Raw genomic sequence first — 17,848 nt, forward strand, 5'->3', positions numbered from 1 at the left:
CCGACCCGGCGCCAGTTTGCAGTCGACCCGGCGCCAGTTTCACCCTCACGGGTGCAAACTGGCGCCGGGTCGGCATTTCAGGCTGTTTCAGGCTCTGTCGGCTGTACGCCGGATGCCGGCGACGAACGTCTCGAAGAGGGCGACCGGCAGGTCGTGGCCCATGCCGTCGATGAGCAGCAGCTCGGCCCCGGGGATCGCGGCCGCCGTGGCCCGCCCGCCCGAGACGTGCACCATCTTGTCGGCGAGCCCGTGCACGACCAGGGCCGGGACGCGGACGCCGCGCAACCGGCTGCCGCGGTTGGGCTGGGTCAGCACGGCGAGCATCTGCCGCACCGTGCCGGCGGGGTGCAGCCCGCGGTCGTACGTCGTCTCGGCGCGCTCGCGGATCCGCTCCTCGGTGTCCGGGTAGGCCGGCGAGCCGGTCAGCCGGGTGAAGGCGAGGTTGCTCGCGACGTACGCCTCACGGCCGGGCTTGGTCGGGGCGAGCAGCCGCGGGAGCACCACGGGGTCCTGCCAGCCGACGGTCCGCTTGCCGGTCGTCGACATGATGCTGGTCAGCGACCGGACCCGCTCGGGGTGCGCGACCGCCATGGTCTGCACGACCATCCCGCCCATCGAGACCCCGACGACGTGCGCGGAGTCGAGACCGAGGTGGTCGAGGAGCCCGAAGGCGTCGTCGGCCAGGTCCGCCATGCCGTACGGCGCCCGCACCCGGACGCCGGCGAACGCGCGGACCAGCATCGCGCGGGAGACCCGGGCGTCGAGGATGGTCGAGCGGCCGGTGTCCCGGTTGTCGTAGCGGACCACGAAGAACCCGGCCCGGGCGAGCGCCTCGCAGAGCTCGGTGTCCCACCAGGTCATCGGTCCGCCGAGGCCCATCACCAGCAGGAGCGGGTCGCCGTCGGGATCCCCGAAGGTCTGGTAGCAGAGCTCGATGCCGCGACCGACCGGTGCCACCAGCTCCTCGGAGGCGGGGACGGTGGCCTGGACCGGCGTTTCGGAGGCCGCGGTGCGGGTACGTCGTGTTCCGGGAGGCACTTGACCAGTCAACCACTGGTCGGTGCGGTGCCGGGAGGGCGGGAGAGCAATGCGACACCAGCTGACCGATAACCGGGATTCTGTCCGTGCGTCGTCGTAACGTGGAGGGCATGCCGAGCAACGCGCTGGCCGACTTCCTGCTGCCGGAGGGCTTCGCCGCCCCCGCGGTGGGCGCGGTGCTGCGCGAGAGCAGCGCCGTCGTCGAGATCGGCCGGTTCGCGCTCCGCGCCGCCGGCGACCGCCGGACCCGCCGCGAGACGCCGTACGCCCAGCGTGCGGGCTCGCGCCTCGGCGACCCGGTGCTGCTCGTCCCCGGCTTCCTCGCCGGCGACGGCACCCTCGCCCTGATGTCCCGCTCGCTGCGGGCGCAGGGCTTCCGCACCTACCGCTCCCACATCCACGCCAACGTCGGGTGCACGCTCAACGCGGCCGCCCAGCTCGAGGCGCGGCTGGAGTCGATCTCGATCCGGCGCGGCACCCGCGTGCAGGTGGTCGGGCACAGCCTCGGCGGCATGCTGGCCCGCGGGGTCGCCGTACGCCGTCCCGACCTGGTGTCCAACGTCGTGACGCTCGGCAGCCCGATGCTGGCGCCGGGGGCGCACCACCGCTCGCTGAGCGCGAGCGTCGAGATGCTGGTGCGGCTGAGCAGGGCCGGCGTCCCCGGGCTGATGGCGGAGGACTGCGTGGCCGGCGCGTGCGCCCGGCAGAGCTTCGAGGAGTGTCGCGCGCCGATGCCGGCCGGCATCGGCTTCACCTCGGTCTACTCCCGCCGCGACGGCATCGTCGACTGGCGGGCGTGCATCGACCCGGTCGCCCACCAGGTCGAGGTCACCGCGTCCCACCTGGGCATGGCGTTCGACCCGCGCGTCATCGACGTCGTCGGCGACAGCCTGCTGCGGACGAGCGGCTCAGCCGTGGAAGTCGATCGCGGCAAAAGCGCGTAGCTTCTGGAGCTGGTGCTCCGAGCTGATCTTGCGGATCGTGCCGCTGCGCGAGCGCATCACGAGCGACTCCGTGGTGCAGCCGCCGGCGTAGTAGCGCACCCCGCGCATCAGGTCGCCGTCGGTGATGCCGGTGGCGACGAAGAAGCAGTCGTCGCCGGTGACCAGGTCGTCGGTGCCGAGCACGAAGTCGCGGTCGAGGTTGTGGCCCGCGTCCAGGGCCTTCTGGCGCTCATCGTCGTCCTGCGGCCAGAGCTGTCCCTGGATCACGCCGCCCATGGACTTCATCGCGCAGGCGGTGATGATCGCCTCCGGCGTGCCGCCGACACCGAGCAGCAGGTCGACCCCGCTGTCGGGCCGGGCCGCCGAGATCGCGCCCGCGACGTCGCCGTCGACGATGAACTTGATCCGGGCGCCGGTCTTGCGGATCTCCTCCGCGAGACCCGCGTGCCGGGGACGGTCGAGGAGCACCACGGTGACGTCCTCGGCCTTGCCGCCCTTCGCCTTGGCGACCTGGTGGATGTTCTCCGCGACCGGGTAGCGGATGTCGACCACGTCGGCGGCCTCGGGCCCGGTCGCGAGCTTGTCCATGTAGAAGACGGCGGAGGGGTCGTACATCGAGCCGCGGGGGGCGACCGCGAGCACGGCGACGGCGTTGCTCATGCCCTTGGCGGTGAGCGTCGTGCCGTCGATCGGGTCGACCGCCACGTCGCACTCGGGACCGGTGCCGTCGCCGACCCGCTCGCCGTTGTAGAGCATCGGGGCGTTGTCCTTCTCGCCCTCGCCGATGACCACGGTGCCGTTCATGCCGATGGTCGAGATCATCACGCGCATGGCGTTGACCGCGACCCCGTCTGCACCGTTCTTGTCGCCGCGCCCGACCCATCGACCGGCGGCCATCGCGGCCGCCTCGGTCACCCGGACCAGCTCGAGGGCGAGGTTGCGATCGGGCGACTCGGGAGCGACGGTGAGGCTCTCAGGCTCGGTCATGAGGCGACTCTAGCGGTCCTGGATTTCTGTTCTGGTTCGATAGATCGACACTTCGGTCGCCTTGATGCTGAAGACGACGGAGGCCCCCGGGACGAGGTCGAGCTCGGCCGCCGACAGCGACGTCACGTCGGCCGCGAGGTCCTGTCCGTCGGATGGCGTGGCGCGCACCCGCACCTGGTCGCCGAAGGGCTCGAGGTCCGTCACGGTGACGCGGATGCTGTTGCGCGGGCTGCCGCCCGGTGGCTCCCGGAACACCGAGACGGCGTGGGGCCGGAAGACGGCGACCACCTCGTCGCCCTCGACCGGTGCCGGATCGGTCGCCAACCCGCGTACGACGTGGCCGTCCGGGGCCGCCACGGCACCGTCGTGCCAGGAGCCACGCACCATGTTGAGGCCGGCGATCCGCGCCGCGAACGCGCTCCGCGGGCGCGTGAGCACCTCGGCCGTCGGCCCGGCCTCGACGACGCGGCCGGCGTCGACCACGACCACCCGATCGGCGAGCAGCAGGGCGTCCAGCACGTCGTGGGTGACGAGCACGACCGTCCGGTCGGCCAGCACCCGACGCAGCGACTGCCGCAGCGCCGGTCGTACGGCGACGTCCAGTGCGGCCATCGGCTCGTCGAGCAGCAGGAGCCGGGGGTCGGCGGCCAGCGCGCGGGCCACCGCGACGCGTTGCGCCTGGCCGCCGGACAGCTCGCCGGGCGGGCGGTCGGCGAGCTCGGCGACGCCGACCTCCGCCAGCCACGACCGCGCCTGCTCGCGCGCGGGCCGTCGCCGTACGCCGCGGCTGCGGGGGCCGAACGCCACGTTGTCCAGCGAGCTCAGGTGCGGGAAGAGCAGGGGGTCCTGGGCGAGGAGCGCGATCCGGCGCGCGTGCGGGGCGACCCAGACACCGGGGCCGGTCAGCTCGACGCCGTCCAGCACCACGCTGCCCGTGTCGGGGCGGAGCAGCCCCGCCGCGACAGCGAGCAGGGTCGACTTGCCCGCGCCGTTGGGCCCGAGCACGGCGACCGTCTCGCCGTCGGCGACCTCGAGCGAGACGTCGACGTCGCGCTCGGTGACGCGGGCGTCGAGCCGGAGGCTCACCAGGTGCTCCGTCCCGGGCGGGCGAAGGCGATCACGAGCACGGCGACCCCGACGAGCACCAGCGACATGGCCACCGCGGCGTCCGGGTCGACGACCCGCAGGTTGTAGATGAAGAGCGGCAGCGTCCGGGTGGTGCCCTCGAGGCTTCCCGCGAAGGTGATCGTGGCGCCGAACTCGCCCAGCGCCCGGGCGAACGACAGCACCGCCCCCGAGACCAGGCCGGGCAGCACGAGCGGCAGCGTGACCCGGCGGAAGACCGTCGTCGGCCGCGCGCCGAGCGACGCGGCCACCTCCTCGTAGCGCGCACCCGCACTGCGCAGCGACCCCTCGAGGCTGACGACGAGGAAGGGCAGGGAGACGAAGGTCTGCGCCAGCACGACCGCGGCCGTCGAGAACGCGACCTGGAGACCGAGCGCGTCGAGCTCCTCGCCGAGCAGCCCGCGCCGGCCGAACGTGTAGAGCAGCGCGATGCCGCCGACCACCGGGGGCAGCACCAGGGGCAGCAGCACCAGCGAGCGCACCAGGCCCTGGCCGCGGAAGGTGGTGCGGGCGAGGACCAGCGCCATCGGCACGCCGAGCAGCAGGCAGAGCGCGGTGGCGACCAGCGAGGTCTTCAGGCTCAGCACCAGCGCGGTCAGCGCCGAGTCCGAGGTGACCAGCTCGACGAAGCTGCCCCAGTCGACGCGCGAGACCATCCCGACCAGCGGCAGCAGCACCAGGGCGGCGCCGAGCGCGGCGGGAACGAAGATCCAGCCGGGGAGGCCGACCTGCCGCTGCTTCACCCGCTAAGGCTGCCCGAAGCCGGCGTCCTGGAGGATGCCCTGGCCCGTGTCGCCGAGCACGAAGTCGACGAACTCGCTCGCGAGGTCGGACTCCTTGCTGTCGGCGACCGGCACGATCGGGTAGGTGTTCACGACGTCCCCCGACTCCGGGAAGGTGACCCCGGTGACCGTGTCCCCGGCTGCCTTCACGTCGGTGACGTAGACGACCCCCGCGTCGGCCTCGCCCGAGGTGACCTTCGCGAGCACGTCGGTGACCGACTGCTCCTCGCTGACCGGAGTGAGCGTGACGCCCAGGTTGTCGGCCATCGTCCGGGTGGCCGCGCCGCACGGCACCTCGGGCGCGCAGACCACCAGCTGGAGGCCCTTCTTCGCCAGGTCCTGGAAGCTGGCCACGCCCGCGGGGTTGTCCGGCGGGGTCGCGATCTCGAGGGTGTTGGTCGCGAAGTCCTGCGCGTCGCCGTCGGCCAGGTCGCCGTCGACCAGCTTGTCCATGTTGGCGGTGTCGGCGGACGCGAACACGTCGGCCGGAGCACCCTCGGTGATCTGGGTGACCAGGTCTGAGGAGCCGCCGAAGTCGAACTCGACCTTCACGCCGTCGTGCTCGGCCTCGAACTCCTTGCCGATCTGCTCGAACGTCGACGTCAGCGAGGCCGCGGCGTACACGGTCAGGGTCGTGGTGTCGCCGCCGTCACCTCCCTCGGAGTCGCTGCCGCAGGCGGCGAGGCCCAGGGAGAGCGGCAGGGTGAGGACGAGCGCGATCAGGGACTTCTTCATGGACGCTCCACGACGACGTTGGTGGACTTGACGGAGGCGATGGCGCGTACGCCGGGCTCGAGGCCGAGCTCCTCGGCGGCCTCCGAGCTCATCAGCGAGACCATCCGGTAGGGACCGCAGATCATCTCGACCTGGGCCATGACGGTGTCCTTCTTGACGTTCGTGACGATCCCGGCGAGCCGGTTGCGAGCGCTGACGGAGGCCGCACGGGTCGCCTCGCGGTCGGGGTGCTCGGCGAGCGACTCCGCGAGGGCTGCGAGCTCCCTCCCGTCGACCACCGTCCGTCCGTCGTCCTTGGTGCTGGACACCCGGCCCGCCTCGACCCAGCGCCGCATGGTGTCGTCGCTGACGCCGAGCAGCTCGGCTGCTTCCGCGATCCGGTAGGTCGTCACGCGAAGATCATGCCGCAGATGCGGCTACGTGACGAGTGATAGTGCCGCAACTGCGGCAACGAGGCTCACCGGCGTCACCAGCAGTGACACCCGGTGGAACTCCCGCAGCGACGGCGGGTGGCCGAGCCGGACCATGCCCCGACGCCACAGCAGGTTGGCGAGCGAGCCCGTGTAGCTGAGCCCGGAGCCGATGTTGAGGCCGAGCAGGGCCGCGAGGACCGCGGTGTCGCCCAGGGGTGCGAGCAGCGGGACGAGGAGCAGCGTGGCCGACAGGTTGGTGAGCAGGTTGGCGAGCACGGTCGCCAGGACGGCGATCAGCAGCAGGCTCGCGAAGTCGGTGCCGTCCGGCAGCGCGTCGTTGACCCAGTCGCCCAGGAAGCCGGTCGCGAGCGCGGCGACGACGACGCCCAGGCACAGCACGAACAGCGCGAACGCCGGGTGCGCCGCCCGGACGGCGTCGGGGACGCCGAGCAGCCCGCGCCGGCGGGCCCATCCGACGAGGACCAGCGCCGCCGCGCCGGAGACCCAGAACGGCTCGACCCCCAGCGGCGAGCCGACCCCGAAGCCGACCAGCATCAGGAGCACCACGACCAACGGGACGCGGGGGAGCGGCGGCGTCTCCTCGGCGTACGCCGGGCCCGGCGGCGCGGAGAGCTCGCGGCGGAAGAGCAGGCGGAGCGCGACGTACTCCACGACCAGGACGACGGCCAGCACCGGCGCCATCACCAGCGCGAACCCGCCGAAGGTCAGGTCCAGGTGCGGCATCGCCAGCAGGTTGGTGAGGTTGGAGACCGGGAGCAGCAGCGACGCCGAGTTGGCCATCCGCAGGCAGGCGTGGGCGCCGGGACGGTATGACGTGCCGCTGCTGACGGCGGCCGCGACGACGACGGGGGTCAGCAGCACGACGGTCGCGTCCAGGCTGAGCACCGCCGTGACGGCAGCGGCCAGCAGGAAGACACCGGTGAAGATCGGCACCGCCCGGCCGCCCCCGACCTCGCGGACCCGAGCGGCTGCGGCAGCGAACAGGCCCGCCCGCGCGCACACGTCGGCGACGACCAGGATCGTCACCAGGAAGAGCACGACCGGTCCCAGGTGGCGCACGGTGTCCTCGACGTCGGACCAGGACAGGATCCCGGTCGCGAGGGTGACGAGCGCGGCGACCAGGCCGACGCCGGCCTCGACGCGGCCCGACGGGTGGGCGTACGCCGTCGCGAGGAGCGCGAGCAGGGCGGCCACCGGGATGAGATCGAGGGCCGCCACGACGCGACCCTAGGGCACCTGGGAAACTGCTCCGGTGAGTGAGCCGACGACCGCGCCGAGCCAGCCGGAGAAGGCGGGCCGCTACAACCGGTCCACCGGTGGCCTGATCGGCTCGATGATCGTGCTGGTGGTGGTCGTGCTCGGCATCGTGGTCGTCCGTGCGGCCTTCCGCGACACCCCCGACTACGAGCCCGAGCACATCGACTACGTCGAGCTCGTCACCAGCGTGCAGCAGCTCGGCCTCACGCCGCTCTACCCGGCAGAGCTCCCGGACGGCTGGTACGTCAAGGACGCCAGCTTCGTCGCCGGCGACCGGCCCTCGCTCGACCTGGTCTTCGCGACCGACGACGAGCACACCGCCGGGCTGCACCAGGAGAACGCCTCCGAGCGCGACCTGCTGACGAAGTACGTCGGCGGCGGCGCCACCGAGGACGACAGTCGCGGGCTCACCACCGACGTCGGCACCTGGACCGCCTGGGTCGACACCGACGGCGACCACGCCTACACCACCGAGCACGGTGACGACACGGTGCTGGTCTACAGCTCCGGCGACCCGGAGGCGCTGCGGACCTTCGTCGGGACGCTGACCGACGCCCCGCTGAATCCCTAGCCCTGGTACAGGTCGAGGTCGTGGCCGGCCTCGACGTACTCGACCGGCAGGGTCGACAGGCTCCACCACGGCTGAGTCGCGATCTCGGTGAGGCCGGGCACGGCCAGGACCGGCTCTGTCTGGTACTCGCCGCCCGCCCACGGGTTGGTGTTGAGCGCGAAGACGACGACCCGGAGGTCGCGGCGGGGTGAGAGCACCTCGGCGATCGCGCGCTTCGAGGCGGCGCCGAACTCGCTGTCGCCGTCGTCGTGGTAGGTCCGCAGGGTGTCGCCGTCGGACAGCTTCCGGACGTGACACCGGGTCATGAAGGCCTCGCACCGGTACGGCGGTCCCTCGACGCTCTCGAGCGGCTGCAGGTTGACCATCACCTGACCTGCCGGATCCGTGCTGCCGAGCGGGTGGAAGAGCAGCGCCGCCATCGCATCGCCCTCCGACACGTCACCCTGGAACCGGTCGGAGGTGCCGGACGCGACCGCCGCGACGGCCTCCTCGAGCGCCACGGCGACCCCGGCCGGCGTGATCGGTGCGGCCTCGCCGCTGAGCGTGGGGTGCGGTTGGGTCGCGACGTCGGTGCCCGTCGAGTCGGGCCCGTCGCTGCCCGGCAGCAGCGCGTACGCGCCGACGGCGACGAGGGCGACTGCCGTGGCGGTGCCGACGGAGGCCAGCGCCCGGCGCCGCCGGCGCAGGGACAACCCCTGCCTGCGGGAGCCGGAGACGAGGGCGGGGAGGTCGGCCGAGACGTCGGCGACGGCGTGGTCGAGGGAGTCGTGCAGCTTCATGGTCGTGTCCTCGGTCTCTCAGGCCTCGTCGGCCAGGTCGGGGAAGTGGGTGCGGAGCCGGGCGAGCGCGCGGGACGCGCGGGTGCGGCAGGCGGACTCGGAGAGCCCGACCTGGCCGGCGACCTCGGCCACCGGGAGGTCGTGGAAGTAGCGGAGCACCAGGACCGCGCGGTCGAGCGGCGGCAGCGTGCCCAGCGCCTCGACGAGGGAGAGCCGGAGCGCCGGGTCGGTGCTCGCCGCCGGGGCGTCGGCACCGGGGAGCAGCGGGAGCTCCGCGACCCGCTTGCGCCGCCGGTCCGAGAGGAACAGCCGGGTCAGGATCGCCCGGGTGTACGCCGTCGGGTTGTCCGCCCTGCTCACCAGCCGCCACCGGGCGAAGGCCTGGGCGTAGGCGCTCTGCACCAGGTCCTCGGCGGCATGCCGGTCGCCGGTCAGGAGCACCGCCGTCCGCAGCATCCGGTCACCGGTCGCGACGACGAACTCCTCGAAGCTCGCGGTCCGGCGGCTCGCCGTCACAGGTTCATCCACCACATCGGTCATCACACCCGTCCAGAGGGGCGCGGGACCGGAAGTGTTGCAGTCCTACTCGTTCTCGTCGTCCCCGTCGGCGTCGATCGCCGCGTCGAGCCGCTGCCGGGCGCCGTCGAGCCAGTCCTGGCAGATCGTGGCCAGGGCCTCGCCGCGCTCCCAGAGCGCGAGCGACTCCTCGAGCGTCGTGCCACCGGCCTCGAGGCGGCGCACCACGTCGATGAGCTCCTCCCGGGCGGCCTCGTACGACGGCGTCTCGTCCTCAGTCTTCTTGGCCATCGAGCTCCCTGTCGATCGGTGTGGTTCTCGTCGTGGTGGCGTGGATGCGGCCGTCGGCGACGCGCACGCTGATCTGCTGGTCGGCGGCGACGCCGGCGACCGAGGTGACGACGTGGCCGTCGGCGTCCTGGAGGACGGCGTACCCGCGCTGGACGGTCGCCAGCGGCGAGAGCGCCCGGGCCCGCGCCCGCTGGTGGCCGATGTCGTCGGCGGCCCGGTCGAGCGCGTGCCCGAGGGTGCGGCGGGCGCGGTCGCGGAGCTGGTCGACCTCGTCGAGGCGGGCGTCGAGCAGGCTGCGCGGGTCGGCCAGCGCCGGTCGGGAGCGGAGCGCGTCGAGGCCGGCCTGCTCGCGGGCCAGCCACCCGCGCACGGCGGCGCGGACCCGGTCGCGCGCGTGCGTGACGCCACGCTGCTCCTCCGCGACGTCGGGCACGACGAGCTTGGCGGCGTCGGTCGGGGTGGAGGCGCGCACGTCGGCGACCAGGTCGAGGAGCGGCTGGTCGGGCTCGTGGCCGATCGCGCTGACGACCGGCGTGCGCACGGCCGCGACGGCCCGGACCAGGGCCTCGTCGGAGAACGGCAGCAGGTCCTCCACCGAGCCGCCGCCGCGCGCGACCACGATGACGTCGACGGCCGGGTTGCGGTCGAGGCGCTCCACCGCCTCGATCACCTCGGCCGCGGAGCGCTGGCCCTGCATCGCGGCGTACGCGACCTCGAAGGTGACTGCCGGCCACCGGCGCCTCGCGTTCTCGAGGACGTCGCGCTCGGCCGCGCTGTTGGGCGCGGTCACCAGCCCGACGGTGCCGGGGAGGAACGGCAGCGGCCGCTTCAGCTCCAGCGCGAAGAGGCCCTCGGCCGCCAGCAGCTGCCGTCGGCGCTCGAGGCGGGCGAGCAGCTCGCCGAGGCCGACCATCCGGATGTCGCGGGCGTAGAGCGACAGGGTGCCGCGGTTGGCGTAGTACGACGGCTTCGCGTGCACGACGATGCTGGCGCCCTCGACGACCGGCGGGTTCAGGCCGTCGAAGAGGGTGCGCGAGCAGGTGACGGTGACGGAGATGTCGGCCACCGCGTCACGCAGCGTCATGAAGACGGTGCTCATGCCCGGGCGGCGGTTGACCTGGGCGACCTGGCCCTCCACCCAGACAGCGCCCAGGCGGTCCACCCAGCCGGCGATCGCGTTGGCGACCTGGCGCACGGGGGCCGGGGACTCGAGCGAGGTCTCCATGGCCATGCGGGCGAGATTAGGGGATCAGGCCGACACTCCTAGACTGGACACCATGACGACCGACATGGGGATGCCCCCGATCCTGTCGCCGGAGGACGCCGAGAAGGCGGTCCTGCTGGCGGCGCCGCGCGGCTACTGCGCCGGCGTCGACCGGGCGGTCATCACCGTGGAGAAGGCGCTCGACCTGTACGGCGCGCCCGTCTACGTCCGCAAGCAGATCGTCCACAACAAGCACGTGGTCGCCGACCTCGAGTCGCGCGGCGCGATCTTCGTCGAGGAGCTCGACGAGGTGCCGGCCGGCCAGACCGTCGTCTTCTCCGCCCACGGCGTCTCGCCCGAGGTGCACCGCCAGGCCGGGGAGCGCTCGCTCAAGACGATCGATGCGACCTGCCCGCTGGTGACCAAGGTCCACCACGAGGCGAAGCGCTTCGCCGGCGAGGACTACGACATCCTGCTCATCGGGCACGCCGGCCACGAGGAGGTCGAGGGCACCGCGGGCGAGGCTCCCGACCACATCCAGCTGGTGCAGAGCCCGGCCGACGTGCCCGGCATCGTCGTCCGCGACCCGAAGCGGGTCGCCTGGCTCTCCCAGACCACGCTGTCGGTCGACGAGACGCTGGAGACGGTGGCCGCGATCCGCGAGCGGTTCCCCGACCTGCTCGACCCGCCGAGCGACGACATCTGCTACGCCACCCAGAACCGTCAGCTCGCCGTCAAGGAGATCTCCTCGGCGGCCGACCTGGTGATCGTGGTCGGCTCGGGCAACTCCTCCAACTCGGTGCGCCTGGTCGAGGTCGCGCTGGAGGCCGGCGCCAAGGCGTCGTACCGCGTCGACGACGCCTCCGAGATCGACGAGGCCTGGCTGGAGGGCGTCCGCACCGTCAGCGTGACGTCGGGCGCCAGTGTCCCGGAGGCGCTGGTCGACGGCGTGCTCGCCTTCCTGGCCGAGCGCGGCTACCCCGACGCGCAGGCCGTGCACAGCGCCGAGGAGTCGCTGATCTTCGCGCTCCCGCCCGAGCTGCGGCGCGACCTCAAGGCCGCCGGACGGGTCTGAGTCGCACGATGGCGCGCTACCTGGACGTCCACCCCGACAACCCGCAGCAGCGGCTGCTCGACCAGATCGCCGACGCCCTGCGCGACGACCAGCTGATCGCCTACCCGACCGACTCCGGCTACGCGCTGGGCTGCCGGCTCGGCAATCGGGACGGCCGCGACCGGATCCTGCGGATCCGCGGGCTCGACGACCGGCACCACTTCACGCTGATGTGCAAGGACTTCGCCCAGCTCGGCCAGTTCGTGCAGGTCAACAACACGGCGTTCCGGGCGATCAAGGCGGCGACGCCGGGGCCGTACACGTTCATCCTCCCGGCGACCCAGGAGGTGCCGCGGCGGCTGATGCACCCGAAGAAGAGGACCGTCGGGGTCCGCATCCCCGACCACGTCTTCGTGCAGGCGCTGCTGGACACCTTCGGTGAGCCGCTGCTGACGAGCACGCTGATCCTCCCCGACGAGACCGAGCCCCGCAGCCTGGGCTGGGAGATCAAGGAGGAGCTCGACCACCAGGTCGACGTCGTGGTCGAGGCGGGGGAGACCCTCGCGGAGCCGACCACCGTCATCGACTGGTCGGAGGGCTATCCCGAGGTCGTGCGCGTCGGCGCCGGGGACCCGAGCCGGTTCGAGGCGGCCTGACGGCTCAGCACGCGGTGCCGCAGCGCGAGCACCCCGAGCGCCAGCGCATAGCCGGTGATCAGCGACCCGGCGTGGTGGGAGAGCCCGCTGACGACCGCCTGGACGACGCCGTCGGTGTCGTCGGCGATCACGTCGGGGCGGGTGCTCCCGATCAGCACGAACGCGCCGACCATCAGCAGCGGCGGCAGCACGCCGACGGTGAAGAAGTCCCGCGGCCGCACCAGCAGCGCCAGCAGCACGCAGACCAGCACGAAGCAGATGTCGAAGAGGACCGTGAGGTGCCCGAAGACGAGCAGGTCCAGCGCGGTGATCGTGAGTGTGAGCGCGACTCCGAGCACGGCCACCTGGCGGCCGGGCTCGTGCCCCTCTTCCCAGAGGGTCCTCTGGCTCACAGGGCCACGCTATGGTCCGCGGCGCCGTCGTCGTCGGCGCCGCGCCGGTCGACCGCATGGAGCCCTGGGGTGCCCGCGCCGTCGACCGCACGGGTCGTGGACTCCACCTGGCGGGGCGCGGGCAGGTCGCCGAACCGGCGCGCGGAGACCAGCACCCGCGACTCCAGGGAGCCCACGGTCTGGTTGTAGTGGCCGACCGCGGCGTTGAGGGAGCGGCCGAGCTGGTCGAGGTGGCCGTTCATGCTGGCCAGCCGCTCGTGCAGCTCGCGCCCGAGCCGGTGGATGTCGCGCGCCTGGTCGGCGAGCGCCTCGTGGCTCCACCCGTGCGCCACCGTGCGCAGCAGCGCGATCAGCGTGGTCGGCGTCGCCAGCACGACCTGCCGCGCCGCGGCGTACTCGATCAGCGACCCGTCGGTCTCGAGCGCGGCGGCCAGGAACGACTCGGCCGGCACGAAGAGCACCACGAACTCCGGGCTCTCCTCCAGCGAGCGCCAGTAGCGCTTCGCGCCGAGGGTGTCGACGTGGGCGCGCAGCTGGACCGCGTGCCGGCGCAGGTGGTGCTCGCGCTCGTCCTCGTCGTCGGTGCTGGTCGCCTCGAGGTAGGCGTCGAGCGGCACCTTGGCGTCGACCACGACCTGCCGGCCGCCGACCAGGTTGACCACGAGGTCGGGCCGCAGTGCGCCGTCGTCGAGCCGCACCTGCTCCGCGAAGTCGCAGCGGTCCACGAGGCCGGCGAGCTCGACGGCCCGCCGTAGGTGCAGCTCACCCCAGCGGCCGCGCACCTGCGGCTTGCGCAACGCCGTCGACAGGGCGTGGGTCTCGCGCTGGAGCTGGCCGACCTGGGCGTCGAACTGCCCCTGCCAGGTGGCGCGGGCCCGGTCCAGGTGGTGCATCTGGTCGCTGAGCCGGTCCAGGCCCTGCATCACCTCGGCCTGGTCGACCACGCCGCCGGTGTAGGACGGGCGGGACCGGGACCAGAGCGTGCCGACGACCGCGCCGATGGCCCCACCGAGAACGAGGCCCACCAGCAGCGTGAGGAAGAGCGTCAGGATCTCCATAGGCCCAGCATGGTGGTGACCACCGACAGTGGTTTCGAGGCTCGCTCCGCTCGCACCTCGACCACCGCTACGCGAGGTCGACGATCACCGGCGCGTGGTCGGAGGGGGCGCCGGTGCCCTGGGCGGGGTCGCGCTCGTCGCGGTCGACCTGCGCGCCGGTGACCCGGTCGGCCAACGACGGCGAGCCGAGCGCGAAGTCGATGCGCAGCCCGCGGTTGCGCTCGAAGCGCTGCCGGTAGTAGTCCCAGTAGGTGTAGCCGGCGTCGTACGGCTTCACGGTGTCGACCCAGCCGTCCTCGAGGAACGCGAAGAAGGCGGCGCGCTCGGCCGGCGTCACGTGGGTCGAGTTCTTGAACTGGGTGACGTCGAAGACGTCGTCGTCGGTGGGGCAGACGTTCCAGTCGCCGACCAGCACGGCGTCGCGGTCCAGCCAGCCGCGCGCGGCCTCGCGGAGGGCGGCGTACCACTCCAGCTTGTAGACGTAGTGCGGGTCGTCGGGCTTGCGGCCGTTGGGCACGTACAGCGACCACAGGCGTACGCCGCCGCAGGTCGCGCCGATCGCCCGCGACTCGGCCTCCGCGGGGGTGTCCAGCTCCTTGGTGAACCCCGGCTGGCCGGGGAAGCCGATCTCGACGTCCTCGAGCCCGACCCGGCTGAGGATCGCGACGCCGTTCCACTGGTTGGTGCCGGCGGCGGCGATCTCGTAGCCACGGGCCTGGAGCCCCATCAGCGGCAGCTGCTCCTCGCGCGCCTTGGTCTCCTGGAGCGCCAGCACGTCGATCTCGTGCCGGTCCAGCAGGGCCTCCACGCGGTCGATCCGGGTCCGGAGGGAGTTGACGTTCCAGGTCGCGATGCGCACGGGCGTCACCCTACGACCGGAGATGTACAAGAACTCTTGTAGATGTCGGAGGGCGCGCCTAGCGTCGCGGGCATGACCTCGATCGAGACCCTCCGGGCCTTCCACCACCCGACGCGGCGGCGGATGGTCGACTACCTGTTCCTGCACGGCCCGACCCAGGTCGGCACGCTGGCGCGGGAGCTGGGGCAGCAGGTCGGCAGCATCAGCCACCACCTGCGGATGCTCCAGCGCGCCGGCGTCGTGGCGCCCGCGCCGGAGCTCGCGACGGACGGTCGGACCAGCTGGTGGCGCCTCGACCAGGACAGCGTGACCTGGTCGGTCGACGACTTCGCCGACGCCGCCGAGCGGATGCAGGCCAAGGCAGCGCAGCGGCTGAACACCGACCACCACCTCGCCAAGCTCTCGGCGTGGATGCGCGAGTCGGAGCGCGCGGACCCGGCCTGGCGGCACGCGGCGTTCAGCTCCGACGCGCTGGCGATGGCGAGCCCGCAGGAGCTCGAGGAGCTCTCCGAGGCCCTGCGGGTCGTGACGCGCGAGTGGCGCGAGCGCATCGACCCCGAGGACGGCACCGAGCGACGCCCGGTCTTCGTGTTCTCCTACGGCTTCCCGACGCGGCCGTGAAGGGGCTGCGCGGGGACCGGCTGGTCCTGGGCTGGATCGGACTCCAGGGGCTGTCCGCCGCGGGTGACGCGGTGTGGACGGTCGCGCTGGCCTGGACGGCGGTGCAGGTCGCCTCACCTGCCGTCGCCGGGCTGGTCGTGGCCGCCGGGACGCTGCCGCGTGCGGTGGTGCTGCTCGTCGGCGGGATCGTCGCCGACCGGCTCCAGACCCGCTGGGTGATGCTGCTCGTGAACGCCGTACGCGTGGTGGTGCTGCTCGTCACCGCCGTCCTGGTCGCGATCCACGGGGCCTCGGTGCCGCTGCTGGCCCTCGCGGCCGCGGGGTTCGGGATCTGCGACGCCATCTACGTCCCGTCGGCCGCCACGATCGGCCGCCAGCTGGTGCCGGCCGAGACGCTCCCGGAGTACGCCGGCGCCAGCCAGACGGCCAACCGCCTCGGCGGCATGGCCGGGGCCGCGCTCGGCGGCGCCGTCGTCGCGACCTGGGGGATCGGCGGCAGCGCGATCGCCAACGCGGTGACCTTCGGGCTGGTGGTGGGCTACCTCGCGCTCGCGCTGCGACCGCGCTACCCCCTGCCCCGGGCCGAGGCGGAGCCCGCGGTCCGCGGGATCGTCCGCGGCTTCGCCCACCTGCGCGACGTGCCGGCGACCCGGACCCTCGTGCTCACCTTGTCGGGGCTCAACCTCGCGGTCACCCCGGCGCTCTCGCTCGGGCTGGCGCTGCACGTCCGCGACGCCCACTGGGGCGCACACACGCTCGGACTGCTGAACGCCGTCGTCGGCCTCAGCGCCGCCCTCGGCGCGCTCGCGCTCTTCCGGTGGCGGCCGCGGCACGAGGCGACCGCCGGCTTCTGGTTCCTGGTCCTCCAGGGCGGCGCGATCGCGCTCCTGGGCGCGGGACCGCTCGTCACGACGGCGCTCGCGTGCGCCGTCATCGGCGCGACGTCCGGGGCCGCCTCGGCGCTGCTGTCCGCCGTCTTCGTCGGCACTGTCGACGGGGAGTACCTCGGCCGGATGGCGTCCATCCAGATGCTCGGCGACGACGTGCTGATGCCGCTGGCCATGGTCGTCTTCGGCGTCGTCGCGTCGGCGTTCGGGCCGGCGTGGGCGTGCGCCGGCTTCGGCCTCGCGATGGCCCTGCTGATGGTCGTCCCGCTCTCCCGGCCGGCGATCCGCGCGATCAGCCTCCGACCGGAGGCGGACCTGGTTGGATCGCGCCCATGAGGACCCCACGATGAGACGCGCGGTGCAGGTCATGCTCGTGATCGCGATCGTCATCGACATCGCCTACTGGTCGATCTGGTTCACCGACCGCGACGTGCTCGCCAGCGCGCACACGCAGGCCTACTACGACTTCGAGAACGCCTTCCCGCTCGCCGACCTGTGGCTCGGCGCCGCGTGCGTCCTGGCGCTGGTCGCGTTGACCCGCGAGCAGCGCTCGGCGGCGTTCTGGCTCACCTGCGCGGGTTCGGCCGGGCTCTACCTCTTCGGCATGGACTTCCTGTACGACGTGGAGAACGGCATCTTCACCTCCGGAGGGGGCGGTGCGATCGAGGCGCTGATCGTCGCGCTCACCCTGGTGTTCTCGCTGACCGTGCTGCGTTTCGCCTGGAACCGGCAGACCGCCGTACCGTGATTCCCGTGGCCCACCTCTCCGCGATCAACCGGTTCCCGATCAAGTCGTGCCGCGGCTGGTCGGTCGACTCGGCGGTCGTCGAGCCGTGGGGTCTGGCGGGCGACCGGCGGTGGATGGTCGTCGACGAGGCGGGGGAGGTCATCACCGCCCGCGAGGCCAACCGGCTGGTGCTCGTCCACCCCGAGATCACGGCCGACGGGCTGCGGCTGACCGCACCCGACCTGCCACCGCTCGACGTGCCCACGCCGGACCCGGAGACCCAGGTGCCGGTCGCGATCTGGGGCTCGCAGCTCACGGCCGCGACGGCCGGTCCCGAGGCCGACGCGTGGTTCAGCAAGGTGATCGAGCGCTCGGCACGCCTCGTGCACCTCGACGACCCGACGCGGCGCCCGACCAGCATCGAGTTCAGCAAGCCCGACGACCGGGTCTCGTTCGCAGACGGCTTCCCAGTGCTCGTCGCCACCGAGGCGTCGCTGGCCGCCCTGAACGACGAGGTGCTCGCGTCCAGCGCGACCGAGCGCGAGCCGCTGCCGATGACCCGCTTCCGGCCCAACGTGGTGATGTCCGGGACCGAGGCCTGGGAGGAGGACGACTGGCGCCGGATCCGCATCGGCGACGCCGTCTTCCGCGCGGTCAAGGGCTGCGCCCGCTGTGTGCTCACGACGATCGACCCGGAGACCGCCGTACGCGAGAAGGAGCCGATCCGCTCGCTCGCGAAGATCCGCCGGTGGGACGGGGCGACGTGGTTCGGCGTCAACCTGGTGCCGGACACCCCGGGCGTCGAGATCCGGGTCGGCGACGAGCTCGCGGTCCTCGACCGGGTGCCGTCGGGTGCGGGGCCGATCCGACCGGCTGCCACCCAGCGGTGAGTCAGCAACCGAAGGCCGCTGATTGCGTGGCGAGAAAGGTT

At 72.8% G+C, this 17,848-nt stretch carries 22 protein-coding genes; 8 read left to right on the forward strand and 14 right to left on the reverse strand.

The genetic code is table 11. The features are described 5' to 3' along the window. Nucleotides 1–87: 87 nt before the first annotated feature. Complete coding sequence (locus tag ACFPYL_RS06805; RefSeq protein WP_379152093.1) at nucleotides 88–1,038, reverse strand: alpha/beta fold hydrolase; 951 nt, start codon at nucleotides 1,036–1,038, stop codon at nucleotides 88–90. A 110-nt stretch (nucleotides 1,039–1,148) separates the two neighbouring features. Between ACFPYL_RS06805 and ACFPYL_RS06810 the strand changes: the two genes are divergently transcribed. Beyond that, entirely contained in the window at nucleotides 1,149–1,982 is an 834-nt protein-coding gene (locus tag ACFPYL_RS06810) for an esterase/lipase family protein (protein WP_379152096.1), read from the forward strand. Here ACFPYL_RS06810 and glpX read toward each other — a convergent pair. From glpX to ACFPYL_RS06840, 6 genes are read right to left on the reverse strand one after another with little or no spacing between them, the layout of a single operon-like run. Further along, complete coding sequence (glpX, locus tag ACFPYL_RS06815; protein WP_379152098.1) at nucleotides 1,947–2,969, reverse strand: class II fructose-bisphosphatase; 1,023 nt, start codon at nucleotides 2,967–2,969, stop codon at nucleotides 1,947–1,949. The two genes, ACFPYL_RS06810 and glpX, sit on opposite strands and share 36 nt — an antisense overlap. Before the next feature lie 9 nt (nucleotides 2,970–2,978). Then, nucleotides 2,979–4,055, reverse strand: a complete 1,077-nt coding sequence (locus tag ACFPYL_RS06820; RefSeq protein ID WP_379152101.1) for a sulfate/molybdate ABC transporter ATP-binding protein — start codon at nucleotides 4,053–4,055, stop codon at nucleotides 2,979–2,981. Next, entirely contained in the window at nucleotides 4,052–4,837 is a 786-nt protein-coding gene (locus tag ACFPYL_RS06825; protein WP_379152104.1) for an ABC transporter permease, read from the reverse strand. Before ACFPYL_RS06825 ends, ACFPYL_RS06820 begins: the two co-directional genes overlap by 4 nt. A gap of 3 nt (nucleotides 4,838–4,840) precedes the next feature. Continuing rightward, nucleotides 4,841–5,611 carry a molybdate ABC transporter substrate-binding protein gene (gene modA / locus ACFPYL_RS06830; RefSeq protein ID WP_379152106.1) on the reverse strand — a complete coding sequence of 257 codons (771 nt, stop codon included), beginning with the start codon at nucleotides 5,609–5,611 and terminating at the stop codon, nucleotides 4,841–4,843. Next, nucleotides 5,608–6,003, reverse strand: a complete 396-nt coding sequence (locus ACFPYL_RS06835; protein ID WP_379152109.1) for a TOBE domain-containing protein — start codon at nucleotides 6,001–6,003, stop codon at nucleotides 5,608–5,610. The genes modA and ACFPYL_RS06835 overlap by 4 nt, the downstream gene beginning before the upstream one ends. Nucleotides 6,004–6,027: 24 nt before the next feature. After that, nucleotides 6,028–7,263 (reverse strand): SLC13 family permease, encoded by a 1,236-nt coding sequence (locus ACFPYL_RS06840; protein WP_379152112.1) that lies wholly within the window; start codon nucleotides 7,261–7,263, stop codon nucleotides 6,028–6,030. 34 nt (nucleotides 7,264–7,297) lie between these two features. Between ACFPYL_RS06840 and ACFPYL_RS06845 the strand changes: the two genes are divergently transcribed. Then, nucleotides 7,298–7,873 (forward strand): DUF4245 family protein, encoded by a 576-nt coding sequence (locus tag ACFPYL_RS06845; RefSeq protein ID WP_379152114.1) that lies wholly within the window; start codon nucleotides 7,298–7,300, stop codon nucleotides 7,871–7,873. Here ACFPYL_RS06845 and ACFPYL_RS06850 read toward each other — a convergent pair. The 4 genes from ACFPYL_RS06850 to xseA form a co-directional block, all read right to left on the reverse strand. Further along, entirely contained in the window at nucleotides 7,870–8,652 is a 783-nt protein-coding gene (locus ACFPYL_RS06850) for a hypothetical protein (RefSeq protein ID WP_379152117.1), read from the reverse strand. The two genes, ACFPYL_RS06845 and ACFPYL_RS06850, sit on opposite strands and share 4 nt — an antisense overlap. 18 nt (nucleotides 8,653–8,670) lie before the next feature. Beyond that, nucleotides 8,671–9,168: a SigE family RNA polymerase sigma factor gene (locus ACFPYL_RS06855; protein ID WP_379152120.1), complete on the reverse strand. Its 498-nt coding sequence runs from the start codon at nucleotides 9,166–9,168 to the stop codon at nucleotides 8,671–8,673. A 66-nt stretch (nucleotides 9,169–9,234) separates the two neighbouring features. After that, complete coding sequence (locus ACFPYL_RS06860) at nucleotides 9,235–9,459, reverse strand: exodeoxyribonuclease VII small subunit (RefSeq protein WP_379152123.1); 225 nt, start codon at nucleotides 9,457–9,459, stop codon at nucleotides 9,235–9,237. Next, nucleotides 9,443–10,690, reverse strand: coding sequence for an exodeoxyribonuclease VII large subunit (xseA, locus tag ACFPYL_RS06865; protein ID WP_379152126.1), 1,248 nt, complete (start codon nucleotides 10,688–10,690; stop codon nucleotides 9,443–9,445). Before xseA ends, ACFPYL_RS06860 begins: the two co-directional genes overlap by 17 nt. Nucleotides 10,691–10,736: 46 nt before the next feature. On the opposite strand from xseA, the gene ACFPYL_RS06870 reads away from it, so the two are divergent. Next, entirely contained in the window at nucleotides 10,737–11,738 is a 1,002-nt protein-coding gene (locus ACFPYL_RS06870) for a 4-hydroxy-3-methylbut-2-enyl diphosphate reductase (RefSeq protein ID WP_379152129.1), read from the forward strand. An 8-nt stretch (nucleotides 11,739–11,746) separates the two neighbouring features. After that, the gene (locus ACFPYL_RS06875) at nucleotides 11,747–12,373 is read left to right on the forward strand and encodes an L-threonylcarbamoyladenylate synthase (protein WP_379152131.1); all 627 of its coding nucleotides are present in this window, start codon (nucleotides 11,747–11,749) and stop codon (nucleotides 12,371–12,373) included. On the opposite strand, the gene ACFPYL_RS06880 is transcribed toward ACFPYL_RS06875, so the two are convergent. From ACFPYL_RS06880 to ACFPYL_RS06890, 3 genes are all read right to left on the reverse strand, one after another. After that, nucleotides 12,316–12,765, reverse strand: a complete 450-nt coding sequence (locus ACFPYL_RS06880; RefSeq protein WP_379152134.1) for a DUF6542 domain-containing protein — start codon at nucleotides 12,763–12,765, stop codon at nucleotides 12,316–12,318. The genes ACFPYL_RS06875 and ACFPYL_RS06880 overlap by 58 nt on opposite strands. Next, nucleotides 12,762–13,823, reverse strand: a complete 1,062-nt coding sequence (locus ACFPYL_RS06885; RefSeq protein ID WP_379152137.1) for a DNA recombination protein RmuC — start codon at nucleotides 13,821–13,823, stop codon at nucleotides 12,762–12,764. The genes ACFPYL_RS06880 and ACFPYL_RS06885 overlap by 4 nt, the downstream gene beginning before the upstream one ends. Before the next feature lie 67 nt (nucleotides 13,824–13,890). Beyond that, on the reverse strand, nucleotides 13,891–14,682 hold the full coding sequence (locus ACFPYL_RS06890; protein WP_379152140.1) for an exodeoxyribonuclease III: 792 nt from the start codon (nucleotides 14,680–14,682) through the stop codon (nucleotides 13,891–13,893). Between the two features lie 72 nt (nucleotides 14,683–14,754). On the opposite strand from ACFPYL_RS06890, the gene ACFPYL_RS06895 reads away from it, so the two are divergent. From ACFPYL_RS06895 to ACFPYL_RS06910, 4 genes are read left to right on the forward strand one after another with little or no spacing between them, the layout of a single operon-like run. Continuing rightward, complete coding sequence (locus tag ACFPYL_RS06895) at nucleotides 14,755–15,303, forward strand: ArsR/SmtB family transcription factor (protein WP_379152143.1); 549 nt, start codon at nucleotides 14,755–14,757, stop codon at nucleotides 15,301–15,303. After that, nucleotides 15,300–16,526 (forward strand): MFS transporter, encoded by a 1,227-nt coding sequence (locus tag ACFPYL_RS06900; RefSeq protein WP_379152146.1) that lies wholly within the window; start codon nucleotides 15,300–15,302, stop codon nucleotides 16,524–16,526. Before ACFPYL_RS06895 ends, ACFPYL_RS06900 begins: the two co-directional genes overlap by 4 nt. A gap of 10 nt (nucleotides 16,527–16,536) precedes the next feature. Continuing rightward, a complete protein-coding gene (locus tag ACFPYL_RS06905) occupies nucleotides 16,537–16,938 on the forward strand; it encodes a hypothetical protein (protein ID WP_379152149.1) in 402 nt (133 codons plus the stop codon). Nucleotides 16,939–16,943: 5 nt separating this feature from the next. Continuing rightward, nucleotides 16,944–17,807, forward strand: a complete 864-nt coding sequence (locus ACFPYL_RS06910) for an MOSC domain-containing protein (RefSeq protein ID WP_379152152.1) — start codon at nucleotides 16,944–16,946, stop codon at nucleotides 17,805–17,807. Nucleotides 17,808–17,848 lie beyond the last annotated feature (41 nt).

The organism is Nocardioides hankookensis, assembly GCF_042658885.1.
Classification (GTDB): Bacteria; Actinomycetota; Actinomycetes; order Propionibacteriales; family Nocardioidaceae; genus Nocardioides; species Nocardioides hankookensis.

What these genes read in the sequence shown, in the direction of transcription:
- modA (WP_379152106.1), bottom strand. Translation starts at nt 5,611, where the DNA reads ATGAAGAAGTCCCTGATCGCGCTCGTCCTCACCCTGCCGCTCTCCCTG.
- ACFPYL_RS06850 (WP_379152117.1), bottom strand. Translation starts at nt 8,652, where the DNA reads ATGAAGCTGCACGACTCCCTCGACCACGCCGTCGCCGACGTCTCGGCC.
- ACFPYL_RS06905 (WP_379152149.1), top strand. Translation starts at nt 16,537, where the DNA reads ATGAGACGCGCGGTGCAGGTCATGCTCGTGATCGCGATCGTCATCGAC.
- ACFPYL_RS06860 (WP_379152123.1), bottom strand. Translation starts at nt 9,459, where the DNA reads ATGGCCAAGAAGACTGAGGACGAGACGCCGTCGTACGAGGCCGCCCGG.
- ACFPYL_RS06875 (WP_379152131.1), top strand. Translation starts at nt 11,747, where the DNA reads ATGGCGCGCTACCTGGACGTCCACCCCGACAACCCGCAGCAGCGGCTG.
- glpX (WP_379152098.1), bottom strand. Translation starts at nt 2,969, where the DNA reads ATGACCGAGCCTGAGAGCCTCACCGTCGCTCCCGAGTCGCCCGATCGC.
- ACFPYL_RS06895 (WP_379152143.1), top strand. Translation starts at nt 14,755, where the DNA reads ATGACCTCGATCGAGACCCTCCGGGCCTTCCACCACCCGACGCGGCGG.
- ACFPYL_RS06810 (WP_379152096.1), top strand. Translation starts at nt 1,149, where the DNA reads ATGCCGAGCAACGCGCTGGCCGACTTCCTGCTGCCGGAGGGCTTCGCC.
- xseA (WP_379152126.1), bottom strand. Translation starts at nt 10,690, where the DNA reads ATGGCCATGGAGACCTCGCTCGAGTCCCCGGCCCCCGTGCGCCAGGTC.
- ACFPYL_RS06870 (WP_379152129.1), top strand. Translation starts at nt 10,737, where the DNA reads ATGACGACCGACATGGGGATGCCCCCGATCCTGTCGCCGGAGGACGCC.
- ACFPYL_RS06885 (WP_379152137.1), bottom strand. Translation starts at nt 13,823, where the DNA reads ATGGAGATCCTGACGCTCTTCCTCACGCTGCTGGTGGGCCTCGTTCTC.